The following is an 11,988-nucleotide window of genomic DNA, read 5'->3' as shown; positions in this document are numbered from 1 at the left end:
AGGCCGGTCAGGATGAGGAAGGCGTTGAACGGAGAGATCGCCGGGCCGAGGTCGCGCAGGCCGAGCACGCGCGCGGCAATGGCGAAGGCGAAATTGCCGAAGGTTTCGTGCAGGACAAGACCGCCATATTCGGGACGCGGTTCCGACAGCATCGGATATTTGCCCGACTTCGACCAGTCGAAGGTGCCGCCGTCGACGATGGCGCCACCGATCGAATTGCCGTGGCCGCCGATAAATTTCGTCAGCGAATGGACGACGATGTCGGCGCCATGCTCGATCGGACGGATCAGGTAGGGCGAAGCCAGCGTGTTGTCGACGATCAGCGGCAGGCCATGCTTGCGCGCGATGTCGCCGATCTTCTCGATATCGACGAAGGTGCCGCCCGGATTGGCCAGGCTCTCGATGAAGATCGCCTTGGTCCTGTCGTCAATCTGGCTCTCGAAGGTCGAGATGTCGTTGGTGTCGGCCCAGCGCACCTCCCAGCCATAATTCTTGAAGGCATGGCCGAACTGGTTGATCGAACCGCCGTAGAGCTTGTTGGCGGCGACGAAATTGTCGCCCGGCTGCATCAGATTGTGGAACACGATCACCTGCGCGGCGTGGCCGGAGGCGACCGCGAGTGCCGCCGTGCCACCTTCGAGGGCCGCCATGCGCTCTTCCAGCACCGCCTGCGTCGGATTCATGATGCGGGTGTAGATGTTGCCGAAGGCCTTGAGCCCGAACAGCGACGCGGCATGGTCGGCATCGTCGAAGACGAAGGAGGTCGTCTGGTAGATCGGCGTGGCACGCGCGCCGGTCGCCGGGTCGGGCTTGGCGCCGGCATGAACGGCGAGCGTGTTGAAACCTGGCGTGCGGGTCACTGAAAACCTCCCTTTTGAAACTCTTGAAATCGCCGCGCATTCTTGGCGAAGCACGAGCGCGAATGCAAAGAAGAAATTACCCTTCGGTCAGCGATTTACGGCCGAAGGACGAGAAAATGCACCAGCCCGCAGAATAATTTTGCTCTCAGGATGCATCCAGCCTTGCGCATTCCTTTGGCGCATATCGTTTCCCAAACCGCCGCGCACTTTGGCGGACATGCGCTATTTCTGGCGAACGCCAAAACTCTGGAAGCCAGAGCGCATCAGCGGCTTCTTCGACGACAGAACGCCGGAGTTGACGCCGGTCCAGCCGATCTCTCCGGACAGCTTGCCGTATTCGATCTTGGGACAGCGGTTCATCACCACCTTGATGCCCGCGGCCTCGGCGCGTGCGGCGGCCTCGTCATGGCGAACGCCAAGCTGCATCCAGATGACTTTCGGCAAGGGATCGAGCCGCAACGCCTCGTCGACGATGCCAGGCACTGCCGCCGGCGCGCGAAAGACATCGACCATGTCGATTGGCTCGGGAATATCGGCGAGTCTGGCATAGGTCATCCGGCCAAGGATCTCCTTGCCGGCCTGACCAGGATTGATCGGAAACACCGAAAATCCCTTGGCCAGCAGATATTTCAGCACGAAATAGCTTGGCCGCACATCATTAGCGGACGCGCCGACCATGGCGACGGTCTTCACCGAATTGAGGATGCCGGCGATGTAAGTGTTGTCGTAGCTATCGTGGTTCATGCGGCTTCCTGCGGTAGTGGTATCGGTAAAGTTCACGGCTGAACCCAAGCGAGGCATAGAGAGCGCGAGCCGGCGTGTTGTCGACCACCACCTGTAAGCATGCGGCGTGAGCCCCTGCCCGCCGCGCCCAGCCGATGAGGCCGCCGACAGTCTTGCGGCCCAGACCTTGCTGCCTGAAACGGCCATCGGTTTCAACCGATTCCACCACAAGCAGGCCATTGCGGATGACGCCATAGGCCAAGGCGGCAATTTCGCTGTCGCGTTCACAGGATACGAACGCCCGGTCGCCGACGATCAGCCCGGTCATCTCGCGAAAGATGCGGCACTCGGCGTCGTCAAAGGTCCCCATGCGGAACCGCGCCGCGAGCCAGTCCTTGCCCGGCGCCTGCGAAACGGTGACCTGCTCATCGCGGAATTCAGCCAGGTCGCCGATTCCGGCATGGAGATGGATCGTGCCGCCTTCCGGCTGGTATCCGCGATGGTCGAGTATGGCTTCGAGCTCGCCGGCGATGTCGGGAACCCGAAACAAGGGCGTCTGGCCGTGGCCGATGTAGAAGGACTCGGCGGCGCCGATGACAGATCCGGCGCGCCACGCTGGCCGCGCAAGGGATTGGCCGAATTGGTGCGCCGGATCCGTCCGCCCGATCGCCGCAGGAGCCAGCCATCAACGACCGCCGCGGTCGCCGCCGGCCAGCCTTCGAGGCATGCCTGCTCGACGCGCCAGTTGAGATCATCGTCGCCGGCGCTCACGTGTCATCCTCCCGCAGCGCTTCCTCTATGAACGCCTGCGGATCGGTACAGAAGTCGCGCATCATGCGAAAATGATCGGTATCGCTGAAATCGGTCGGGTCGAGCCCGAAGCGGCTGATGCGGAACAGCCGCGCGCCGGGACAAGCCATCAGCAGCGGCGAATGCGTCGCCATGATCACTTGCGCGGTGCCCGACTGGTCCATGCGCCGCAGCATCTTGAGCAGCTCGATCTGGCGCGTCGGCGACAGTGCGCTCTCGGGTTCATCGAGGATGTAGATGCCTTGCCTGCGGCAGCGCTCCTCGAAAAATCGGATAAAGCCCTCGCCATGCGACCAGGACAGGAAGTCCGGCGGCGCCCCGCCAGACTCCAGCGCTGCCTGATCGAGATGGCGGGCCACGGAGTAGAAGGATTCGGCGCGAAAGAACCAGCCGGCGGTGACTTTCGGCAGCCAGTGACCACGGAATGCGTTGGCCAACGCAGCACCACTCTTGTCGATAGCGCTGGAATGGTCGACTGGCATATATCCCTTGCCGCCGCCGGCTTCGTCATAGCCGGCCAGTGCGCCGATCGCCTCGAGCAGCGTCGATTTGCCGGTGCCGTTCTCGCCGACAATGATGGTGATCGGCGTGGTGAATTCGAGCTCGAACTCATGGCCGCGAAACAGCGGCAGGTTCCAGGGATATTTCTCCCAGTCCGCCACGCGCTCGGTGTCGAGCAGGACGCGCTTCAGATAGGGAGCCTTTAGCCGCGTCAGCTGCTTGCGATGGGCCATCAGCCGGGTAGCGAAATCGTGCCGTCTTCCGCGATCGGAAAGGCCGGATTGTGCGCCACTTCCCAGACATGCCCGTCGGCGTCGGCGAAATAGCCGTACCAGCCGCCCCAAAAGGCCCGGCCGGCCGGCTTGACGATGCGGCCGCCGGCTTTTTCCGCCCTGGCGAGCACGTCGTCGACTTCGGCGTCGGAACGAGTGTTGTAGGCGAGGTAGACCGCCGATGGCGCCGCGGCGAAGGCAATACCGGAATCCTCTTCTGCGCTGGCGCGCGGGAACAGGCCGAGGATGACGCCGCCCATCTGGAAGAAGGCGACCCCGTCGGTGATGCCGGCATGCCGCTTCAAGCCCATCTCTTCGTAGAAGCGCACGGCGCGGTCTAGATCATCGGTAGCAATGGTGATGATGGAGATGCGCGGTTCCATGACGTTCTCCTTACTCGTCCTTCCATTCCGGCTTGCGCTTGCCGATGAAGGCGCCGATGCCCTCCTCCGCGTCGCGCGCAAGCATGTTCTCGACCATGATCCGGCCGGTATAGGCATAGGCGTCCGCGAGACCCGTTTCAGCCTGGGCGTAAAAGGCTTCCTTGCCGGTCTTGACCACCAAAGATGATTTGGAAGCAATGGTTTGCGCGTATTTGGTGACGATCTGATTCAGGTATTCGCGCGGCACGACGCGGTTGACCAGGCCGAACTCCTTGGCGGTCGCCGCATCGATCGTCTCTCCGGTCAGCAGCATCTCCATGGCATGCTTGCGCGAAACGTTGCGCGACAGCGCCACCATCGGCGTCGAGCAAAACAGCCCGATATTGACGCCCGGCGTGCAGAAGGTCGCCTCATGCGAAGCGATCGCCAGATCGCAGCTGGCGACCAGTTGCAGCCCGGCGGCGGTGGCAAGGCCGTCAACCTCGGCGATCACAGGCACGGGATGGCGCACGATGGCCTGCATCAGCGTCGCACAAGCGGCAAACGTCTCTGCGAAGAAGGCCTTGCCATGATCGGCGTCAGTGCGGTGCGCCGTCATTTCCTTGAGATCATGGCCGGCGCAGAACACCTTGCCGGCCGCCGACAAAACGATGACGCGAACGGCCTTGTCGGCCTTGGCGCGCTCGAGTTCGGCCGTCAGCGCCGCCATCACCGCCAGCGACAGCGCGTTGGCGGGCGGATTGGCGAGCGTCAGGCGCAGCACGCCCTTGTCCAGTTGTGCAACAACCGGACCTTCAACGGCGGCAGTCTTGATGGCAAGGATTTCGGCCATGGATAAGGTCTCCGCGATTCCGCCTGGGGCTGCCAGAGTATCTAATACCGGATCAGGTTTCGTCCAACTCCGATCGCTTGCGCCAGGGGACGAAGGTTGTCAGAAATGCCGCGCCGCGCCCATACAGGTCGGCCAAAACGAGAGACCGACATGCCCGCCCAAACCAATTTGAAGCCGGTTCTGACCGCGCAACAAGTCAATGCGCTGATGGAGACCGTCTATCCGCAGCTCAACGAGCAGTTCAAATATTTCGAGGCGATCGACGTGTTCCCCGGCGGCTGCACCGTGCGGCTCAACGCCGGCGAGCGGCACTTGCGTCCGGGCGGCACGGTGTCCGGCCCTTCGCTGTTCACGCTGGCCGACATTGGCGGCTACGTCTGTGTGCTCAGCCATGCCGGGCCGGATGCACTTTCCGTTACCGTCAACCTCGACATCAATTTCGTGCGCAAGGCCGAGGCCGGACCGATCGACGGCCACTGCCGTATCCTGAAGCTGGGCAAGAGCCTGATGGTGTTCGACATCGACATCGTTGCCGGCCCGGACGGGCACACGGTGGCGCACGCCACCGGCACCTATTCCATCCCGCCGAAGCGGAATGGCGATGTGGTAAAATAATACCTTTCACTTAACTTATTGTTTTCGCCGCATTTTGTCAGATATTCTCCTTTTCGCGCGCCTTGACGCGATCACCACCCTCGCCTATAAGCCCTCACGAAGCAGCGGCCCGCAAAGGCCGCCGTTTTGTTATTGGCGGCGGGCAGCGTCCTTCCGACAATCCAAGCAACAAGAAACGCCTTCTTTTATGAAGGTCAGAACCGAGAGCAGAAAACATGACAACCTTTTCGCAGAAGCCTGCGGATGTGGTGAAGAAGTGGATCCTGATCGACGCCGAAGGTCTCGTCGTCGGTCGTCTGGCCACTGTCATCGCCAATCATCTTCGCGGCAAGCACAAGCCGACCTTCACCCCGCATGTCGACGACGGCGACAACGTCATTGTCATCAATGCCGACAAGGTGGTGTTCACCGGCAAGAAGTTCACCGACAAGGTCTATTACTGGCACACCGGCCACCCAGGCGGCATCAAGGAGCGCACCGCGCGCCAGCTGCTCGAGGGTCGTTTCCCCGAGCGTGTCGTCGAGAAGGCCGTTGAGCGCATGGTCCCACGTGGCCCGCTCGGCCGTCGCCAGATGAAGAACCTGCGCGTCTATGCAGGTGCCGAGCATCCGCATGTCGCACAGCAGCCCGTCGTGCTCGACGTGGCCAAGCTGAACGCCAAGAACAAGAAGGTCGCATAAGATGGCTGAGCTTTCCTCGCTCGCAGAACTGGGCGCCGCCACCGGCAACACCAATACCCAGCCGGCAGCCCCCGTCCACGTCCAGAAGCTCGACAAGTCGGGCCGCGCCTATGCCACCGGCAAGCGCAAGAACGCCATTGCGCGCGTCTGGGTGAAGCCGGGTTCCGGCAAGATCATCGTCAACGACAAGGAATTCGCGACCTATTTCGCGCGTCCGGTCCTGCAGATGATCCTCAACCAGCCGATCATCGCCTCCAACCGCGCCGGCCAGTACGACATCGTCGCGACCGTTGTCGGCGGCGGTCTCTCCGGCCAGGCTGGCGCCGTGCGTCACGGCATCTCCAAGGCGCTGACCTATTACGAGCCGACGCTGCGCGCCGTGCTCAAGAAGGGCGGCTTCCTGACCCGCGACAGCCGCGTCGTCGAGCGCAAGAAGTACGGCAAGGCGAAAGCCCGTCGTTCGTTCCAGTTCTCGAAGCGCTAAGCACTTCGCAGCTTCAGACAATCGAAAGGCCGCCTCCCGGGCGGCCTTTTTGTTTGCGGTTCGGCAGTCACCCCACCCGCGCCTGCGCGACCTCCCCATTAAGGGGAGGTAGAAGAGCGCGACGCCCTGCCTCCCCTCGAAGGTAAGCGCGTAGCGCCGGGTGGGGTGAAGGCGCCGGCATAAACAGGTCAGGCCTTGCCGCCCTTGATATAGTCGATGAACGCCCGCAGCGGGGCCGGCACCAGCCGCCGGCCGGGATAATAGAGGAACGGTCCGGGAAAACTCGGCCACCACGGTTCGAGAATGGGCTCAAGCGCGCCGCTTTCGAAGTAAGGGCGAAGCCAGCCCTCGAAGAGGCCGATGATGCCGGTGCCGGCGATGGCCGCATCGACGGCAAGATCGGTCGCGCCGCCGATCCGCACGATCAGCGGCCCTGTCGGATCGACCCGCACCACCTCACCGTCGCGCTCGAACTCCCAAGGCAGCATCGCACCGCTGGCAAAGCGCCCGCGCACGCAAGAGTGGCCAAGCAGGTCGCTCGGGTGTTGCGGCCGCCCATGACGAGCAAGATAGGCAGGGCTGGCAGCGGTGGCGAAGCGCTGCACGCGCGGTCCGATCGGCACCGCGATCATGTCTTGCTCCAGCCGCTCGTCATAGCGGATGCCGGCGTCACACCCGGCCGCCAGCACATCGACAAAGTTCTCATCGGCGATCACTTCCAGACGGATGCCGGGATAGGCGGCGAGGAAACCCGGCACGATATCGGGCAATATCAGCCGCGCGGCGCTGACCGGCACATTGAGACGCAGCGAGCCCGCCGGCCTGTCGCGAAAGCCGTTCACCACGTCCAGCGCCGCCTCCACCTCCGACAGCGCCGGGCCGAGCCGCTCCAGAAGGCTAAGGCCCGCCTCGGTGGGTACAACGCTGCGCGTCGTGCGATTGAACAGCCTGACGCCAAGCTGCGCTTCCAGGCGACGCACCGCCTCACTCAAGCCGGAGGCGCTGCCGCCGCTCGCACGCGCGCCATCGCAAAACCCGCCGGCGCGCGCCACCGCCACGAAGGCGTTCAGGTCACTGAGGTCCATCATTGTTCGCCATTCCGCACGGCCTGTGTGGATTGTACCGGATTATCACGAGGTTGGGCAGCGCCTATCTCTGCCTCCTCAAAGGAGATCAATCATGTCCAATATCCAACAATCCGGCACCTTCGCCCCCGCCACCTTCAAGCTTGGCAGTCATACCGTGAAGCGGCTCGGCTACGGCGCCATGCAGCTCGCCGGGCCCGGCGTGTTCGGGCCGCCCAAGGACCATGACGCGGCATTGGCCGTGCTGCGCGAGGCGATTGCGCAGGGGATCGACCATATCGATACCAGCGACTTCTACGGCCCGCACGTCACCAACCGGCTGATCCGCGAAGCACTGGCACCCTACCCCGACGATCTCGTCATCGTCACCAAGATCGGCGCGCGGCGCGGGCCCGATGGCTCCTGGCTGCCGGCTTTCTCTCCCGAGGCGCTGACCCAGGCGGTGCACGACAATCTAAGCAATCTTGGGCTCGATGTGCTCGACGTCGTCAACCTGCGCATCATGTTCGATACCCATGGCCCCGCCGAGGGATCGATCGAAGCGCCACTCACCGTCCTGGCCGGGCTTCAGCAAAAAGGTTTGGTCAGGCATATCGGGCTGAGCAACGTGACGCCGGCGCAGATCGCCGAAGGGCGCCGTATCGCCGAGATCGTCTGCGTGCAGAATCAGTACAATCTTGCGCATCGCGGCGACGACGCCCTGATCGACGACCTTGCCCGCGACGGCATTGCCTATGTGCCGTTCTTCCCGCTCGGCGGCTTCAACCCGCTGCAATCCTCCACCCTGTCGGACGTCGCAACACGCCTCGGCGCCACGCCAATGCAGGTTGCGCTCGCCTGGCTGCTGCGCCGCGCGCCCAACATCCTGCTGATTCCCGGCACATCGTCGGTCGGACATTTGCGGGAAAACCTCGCTGCGGGCGAACTGGAGCTTTCGGATGATGTGCTTCAGGAGTTGGATGGGATGGCGATAGCGGCTTGAAGCTAGCCAATCTCCCCCCTTGAGGGGGAGATGTCGCCAAAGGCGACAGAGGGGGTCGGCACGACCGGGCGCGACCTCCTGCGGCAGATGAAGGTTGGCGCTCTGTGCGCGGCGACCCCCTCTGGCCTGCCGGCCATCTCCCCCTCAAAGGGGGAGATCGCTGTTCCAGCGGCGAGCCTCTAATTGATGCTCGCCGTATTCGCCGGCTCAACCGGCCGCTCCCCATCTGTATAAGACACGCGAAAACCATTCGCATCCAGCCATACGATGGCTGCCTTCGGCTCGTCCGTCTGGATGATTGTGGCGCCGCGATCGGCCCAAAAACCCCAGACTTCGCGCGGCAGGCTGGCCTGCACCGCCAGTTCGTCGCCGCGGCCGCCGGCCAGGAAGCCGCCCGGCTTGTTGGCGATGGCGTAGGTGTCGGCCCAGATGTGCCAGTTGCCCCTGACCGCGGCCGCGCGCATGCGCGTGCTGAACAACGGCCCGCCGGTCTCGGTCAGCGTCTCGGCGCCTGCCCGCCAGTTGATCAGCTCGATTGCGCGCGGCGAAAAGGCATGGCCGACCGTCCGGGCGAAGACGGCATCACGCACCGCGTCATCGGCGATGATCGGCATGAACTGGAAGCCGCCGCCGATAGCGGTCATTGCCGCCTGGACCGTGGTGATCCGGTTCTGGTTCCACAAATTCTCCTTGACGATAACCTGCTCGGCCATGCCGAGATCGCGAGCCACCGCGATCATGCCCGAGAGGTCGCCGACGTCGAGCTTGTTGTCGAGGTTGATGAGGATCCTGTCCCTGGTCGCCATCAGCATCTCGCGCAGCGTCGAGACCGTTTCGCCCGTCACCGCACCGGTGCCTTCGACCATCAGCCTGCAGGTCTTCAGTTCGGCCAGGGTGTATTTGACCACCTCGCCCTTGCAGGTGGTGGTGCGGTCGAGCCAGCTGTCATGCATGACGACGAACTCACCGTCCTTCGAGCGCCTGATATCGACCTCGACGATTTCTGCGCCCATGGCGATCGACCCCTCCACGGCGGCAATCGAATTTTCCGCGTAGAGCGTCTTGCCCGCCTGCATGCTGCCGGCGCGATGCGCGACCACCATGACGTGGTCGCGCCACTGGTTGGCGTGCTCGAAGCGGTCAAGAATCTGCCTGGCGCGGGTCTCGCCGGCCAATGACTGGTCAGAAAAGGCCACAAGTGCCGAGGAAAACAGAAGGCTAAGCCAGATGGTCCGCATCGAGAATCGCTCCTTGCCGGATCGAGATCGGGATAGGCGACCCTCGTGACATCCAGGTGAACGAAGCCGGCTAGCGGTTGTTCGCGGGGAGTGCGCGTCAGATGCGTTTCGAGAGCCGGCGGAACCACGCCATGGCCGGCATCTCGACAAAACGCCAGGTGATCCAGGAGGCGGCAATGGTGGCCGCGAGCATGACGACGATCGCCAATGCTCCGGTCCAGCCGGCGCCGAAGCCGGTGGCAGGCTGGCCGCGCAGCATGAAATCGCCCATCAGGCCGAGGCCGAGCTTGCGCTCGACAAGCCCGGCGACGTTGATCATGCGCGCCTGGACGAAGATGTGCACCATGTAGATGGAGTAAGACAGCGCGCCGAGCCTCAACATGAACGGGGTTCTCAGCAAGGCACTGATCCAGCCGCCCTCATGGGCGAAGAGGAACAGCGCCAGCGCGAACACCAGAGGTGCCGCGATGCCGAAATCATTGCCGCCCGCCAGCGAGACGAAAAGCACGATGACGGTCACCATGACGATTTCGGCAAGGGTCCAGTCCATCCGCGGGCCGCTCCTCACGAGGGCCTGTCGCGCCCCTGCAATGGAATCATGCTGAAACCAGGCCAGCAAGGCGCCGAGCGAGAAGCCGTACAGGCAGCGGATGAAGCCGAAATCGAAGGACACATCCATATGATGGGTCGAGAAGCCGAGCAGGAACAACGGCGCGGTGACCGCGGCGGCGACGAACCATATCCAGGCGCGCGCGCCGGCGACGAAGACCACGCCGGCAAACAGGAGATAGGCGAAGAACTCGGCCGAAATGCTCCAGCTTGGCGCATTCCAGGTCAATTGATCCTCGAAACCGACACCCTGGAGCAGAAGAAGATTGGCAAGCAGGCTGCCGAGGTCGAAGCCTCCGCTGAAGGGGGCAGCCCCGGTGCCGTGCAATTGCGGCAGCATCAGCCGCAGCAACTCGAAGCCGGCGAAGGCGGCAAGCATGAGCAGATGCAGCGGGTAGATGCGGCCGAAACGGACCAGTGCGAAGCGCGCGACCTGTTCCGGCTGGTTCAGCCGATCGCCGTAGCTGCTGGCGATGACGAAACCGGAAAGGACGAAGAAGAAATCGACGAACAGGTAGGACGAACCGATGAAGGCGCTTTGCGAAATCGTCGAAGCGGTCGGAAAGTGAAACAGCGCCACCAGAAGCGCGCAGATGCCGCGCCACGAATCGAGCACCAGGAAGCGTTCGCCGGCGACCGTGCCGGTGCGGGCCGACGCCACGACACGGGTGGGGTTGAGAAACGCGGTCTGCGTCATGATGATACAATCCTGTCTTGCCGTGGCACTCGGGCAGCGCCATTCCGTCTCGCCAAGCTGTGACTGGCATCTTCCGTGCCGGTTCTGTAGTTGTTGCACCCCGATGAAAAACGAGGATCCGTAATGGCGAACAACAACATCGACAACGCCTTCACCGCCCGTTCCAAAACGGGCGCCGCGTTCGAGCCGACCTATTCCGGCGCGCTGTCGTTCATGCGCCGCAAATACACAAAAGACGTGAAGGGCGCGGACGCGGTGGTGTGGGGTATTCCCTTCGATGCCGCCGTCACCAACCGGCCGGGCGCCCGCTTCGGGCCGCAGGCGATCCGCCGCGCCTCGGCGATCCTCGATAACGACCCGCAATATCCGTTCTCACGCGATTTGTTCGAGCATCTTGCGGTGGTCGACTATGGCGATTGCCTGCTCGATTCAGGCAATCACCAGAAGACACCCGGCACGATCGAACGTGAAGCGGCCAAGATCCTGAAGTCCGGCGCCTTCCTGCTGACGCTCGGCGGCGATCATTTCGTCACCTGGCCGCTGCTCAAGGCGCATGCCGCCATCCATGGTCCGCTCGCCTTGGTGCAGTTCGACGCCCATCAGGACACCTGGCCGGACGACGGCAAGCGCATCGACCACGGATCCTTCGTCGGCCGTGCCGTCAAGGAAGGCATCATCGACCCCGACCGCTCGATCCAGATCGGCATCCGCACCCATGCACCCGACACGTTCGGCATCAAGATCCTCCATGGCCATGAAATCGAGGAGATGCGGGCGTCCGATATCGCCTACGCCATCGTCGACCGCACCGGCGGCAAGAAGACCTACCTCACCTTCGACATCGACTGCCTCGATCCGGCCTACGCGCCTGGCACAGGCACGCCAGTTGCCGGCGGGCCGTCCTCGGCGAAGATCCTGTCGACGCTGCGCCAACTCAACCAGATCGATATTGTCGGTGCCGACGTCGTAGAGGTTGCGCCGGCCTATGATCACGCCGATATAACGGCGATCGCCGGCTCTATGGTGGCCATGCAATATCTCGGCCTGCTGGCTGAGCGAAAGGCCCGGCTTGAAGAGTTGAACAACGGCAACCACAATGGTGCCGCAGTGATTCAAGGGCAGGGCATATAATCTTGAAATATCAGGGAATTTGATCAACCCATGAAACCGAAAATCTTCATCGACGGCGAACACGGCACCACCGGCCTGCAGATCAT

The 11,988-nt window shown here is 63.1% G+C and carries 14 protein-coding genes; 5 read left to right on the top strand and 9 right to left on the bottom strand.

From position 1 onward, the window contains the following. The 6 genes from EOD15_RS17645 to EOD15_RS17620 form a co-directional block, all read right to left on the bottom strand. A partial coding sequence (locus EOD15_RS17645) for an aminotransferase class I/II-fold pyridoxal phosphate-dependent enzyme (protein ID WP_127408678.1) occupies positions 1 to 860 on the bottom strand: 860 nt, incomplete at its 3' end. A 222-nt stretch (positions 861 to 1,082) separates the two neighbouring features. Beyond that, on the bottom strand, positions 1,083 to 1,604 hold the full coding sequence (locus tag EOD15_RS17640) for a CoA-binding protein (RefSeq protein WP_127323271.1): 522 nt from the start codon (positions 1,602 to 1,604) through the stop codon (positions 1,083 to 1,085). Further along, positions 1,591 to 2,133: a GNAT family N-acetyltransferase gene (locus EOD15_RS17635; RefSeq protein WP_245463699.1), complete on the bottom strand. Its 543-nt coding sequence runs from the start codon at positions 2,131 to 2,133 to the stop codon at positions 1,591 to 1,593. The genes EOD15_RS17640 and EOD15_RS17635 overlap by 14 nt, the downstream gene beginning before the upstream one ends. A 217-nt stretch (positions 2,134 to 2,350) precedes the next feature. Beyond that, a complete protein-coding gene (locus EOD15_RS17630; protein WP_127322813.1) occupies positions 2,351 to 3,127 on the bottom strand; it encodes an AAA family ATPase in 777 nt (258 codons plus the stop codon). Then, positions 3,127 to 3,549, bottom strand: a complete 423-nt coding sequence (locus EOD15_RS17625; protein ID WP_127322812.1) for a VOC family protein — start codon at positions 3,547 to 3,549, stop codon at positions 3,127 to 3,129. Before EOD15_RS17625 ends, EOD15_RS17630 begins: the two co-directional genes overlap by 1 nt. Positions 3,550 to 3,559: 10 nt before the next feature. Beyond that, positions 3,560 to 4,381 (bottom strand): enoyl-CoA hydratase, encoded by an 822-nt coding sequence (locus EOD15_RS17620; RefSeq protein ID WP_127322811.1) that lies wholly within the window; start codon positions 4,379 to 4,381, stop codon positions 3,560 to 3,562. Positions 4,382 to 4,531: 150 nt separating this feature from the next. On the opposite strand from EOD15_RS17620, the gene EOD15_RS17615 reads away from it, so the two are divergent. The 3 genes from EOD15_RS17615 (at position 4,532) to rpsI (ending at position 6,160) form a co-directional block, all read left to right on the top strand. Then, positions 4,532 to 4,996, top strand: coding sequence for a PaaI family thioesterase (locus EOD15_RS17615; RefSeq protein ID WP_027162402.1), 465 nt, complete (start codon positions 4,532 to 4,534; stop codon positions 4,994 to 4,996). 215 nt (positions 4,997 to 5,211) lie between these two features. Continuing rightward, complete coding sequence (rplM, locus tag EOD15_RS17610) at positions 5,212 to 5,676, top strand: 50S ribosomal protein L13 (RefSeq protein ID WP_013532205.1); 465 nt, start codon at positions 5,212 to 5,214, stop codon at positions 5,674 to 5,676. 1 nt (position 5,677) lies between these two features. Next, entirely contained in the window at positions 5,678 to 6,160 is a 483-nt protein-coding gene (gene rpsI / locus EOD15_RS17605) for a 30S ribosomal protein S9 (protein ID WP_023810272.1), read from the top strand. 188 nt (positions 6,161 to 6,348) lie between these two features. Here the strand turns inward: rpsI and EOD15_RS17600 are convergent, their stop codons facing one another. Then, complete coding sequence (locus tag EOD15_RS17600; protein WP_127408677.1) at positions 6,349 to 7,248, bottom strand: LysR family transcriptional regulator; 900 nt, start codon at positions 7,246 to 7,248, stop codon at positions 6,349 to 6,351. 91 nt (positions 7,249 to 7,339) lie between these two features. On the opposite strand from EOD15_RS17600, the gene EOD15_RS17595 reads away from it, so the two are divergent. Then, positions 7,340 to 8,227: an aldo/keto reductase family oxidoreductase gene (locus EOD15_RS17595; RefSeq protein ID WP_127323191.1), complete on the top strand. Its 888-nt coding sequence runs from the start codon at positions 7,340 to 7,342 to the stop codon at positions 8,225 to 8,227. Positions 8,228 to 8,406: 179 nt separating this feature from the next. Here the strand turns inward: EOD15_RS17595 and EOD15_RS17590 are convergent, their stop codons facing one another. Both EOD15_RS17590 and EOD15_RS17585 read right to left on the bottom strand, forming a co-directional pair. After that, on the bottom strand, positions 8,407 to 9,465 hold the full coding sequence (locus tag EOD15_RS17590) for a glycerophosphodiester phosphodiesterase family protein (RefSeq protein ID WP_127322870.1): 1,059 nt from the start codon (positions 9,463 to 9,465) through the stop codon (positions 8,407 to 8,409). Between the two features lie 97 nt (positions 9,466 to 9,562). Further along, positions 9,563 to 10,771 (bottom strand): acyltransferase, encoded by a 1,209-nt coding sequence (locus EOD15_RS17585; RefSeq protein ID WP_127322869.1) that lies wholly within the window; start codon positions 10,769 to 10,771, stop codon positions 9,563 to 9,565. Between the two features lie 123 nt (positions 10,772 to 10,894). Here EOD15_RS17585 and speB point away from each other — a divergent pair, with 123 nt between their 5' ends. After that, positions 10,895 to 11,902, top strand: coding sequence for an agmatinase (gene speB / locus EOD15_RS17580; protein WP_023810267.1), 1,008 nt, complete (start codon positions 10,895 to 10,897; stop codon positions 11,900 to 11,902). The last annotated feature ends 86 nt before the right edge of the window (positions 11,903 to 11,988 follow it).

It is taken from the genome of Mesorhizobium sp. M7A.T.Ca.US.000.02.2.1, from assembly GCF_003996995.1.
In the GTDB taxonomy this organism is placed as follows: domain Bacteria; phylum Pseudomonadota; class Alphaproteobacteria; order Rhizobiales; family Rhizobiaceae; genus Mesorhizobium.
Note: the sequence above shows the minus strand (reverse complement) of the source record. Positions and strands in the feature narration are given on the sequence as shown.

Excerpts from the sequence above, each read along its gene's own strand:
- EOD15_RS17640 (WP_127323271.1), bottom strand. The coding sequence starts at position 1,604 with ATGAACCACGATAGCTACGACAACACTTACATCGCCGGCATCCTCAAT.
- EOD15_RS17630 (WP_127322813.1), bottom strand. The coding sequence starts at position 3,127 with ATGGCCCATCGCAAGCAGCTGACGCGGCTAAAGGCTCCCTATCTGAAG.
- speB (WP_023810267.1), top strand. The coding sequence starts at position 10,895 with ATGGCGAACAACAACATCGACAACGCCTTCACCGCCCGTTCCAAAACG.
- EOD15_RS17620 (WP_127322811.1), bottom strand. The coding sequence starts at position 4,381 with ATGGCCGAAATCCTTGCCATCAAGACTGCCGCCGTTGAAGGTCCGGTT.
- EOD15_RS17600 (WP_127408677.1), bottom strand. The coding sequence starts at position 7,248 with ATGATGGACCTCAGTGACCTGAACGCCTTCGTGGCGGTGGCGCGCGCC.
- rplM (WP_013532205.1), top strand. The coding sequence starts at position 5,212 with ATGACAACCTTTTCGCAGAAGCCTGCGGATGTGGTGAAGAAGTGGATC.
- rpsI (WP_023810272.1), top strand. The coding sequence starts at position 5,678 with ATGGCTGAGCTTTCCTCGCTCGCAGAACTGGGCGCCGCCACCGGCAAC.
- EOD15_RS17590 (WP_127322870.1), bottom strand. The coding sequence starts at position 9,465 with ATGCGGACCATCTGGCTTAGCCTTCTGTTTTCCTCGGCACTTGTGGCC.
- EOD15_RS17585 (WP_127322869.1), bottom strand. The coding sequence starts at position 10,771 with ATGACGCAGACCGCGTTTCTCAACCCCACCCGTGTCGTGGCGTCGGCC.
- EOD15_RS17625 (WP_127322812.1), bottom strand. The coding sequence starts at position 3,549 with ATGGAACCGCGCATCTCCATCATCACCATTGCTACCGATGATCTAGAC.
- EOD15_RS17615 (WP_027162402.1), top strand. The coding sequence starts at position 4,532 with ATGCCCGCCCAAACCAATTTGAAGCCGGTTCTGACCGCGCAACAAGTC.
- EOD15_RS17595 (WP_127323191.1), top strand. The coding sequence starts at position 7,340 with ATGTCCAATATCCAACAATCCGGCACCTTCGCCCCCGCCACCTTCAAG.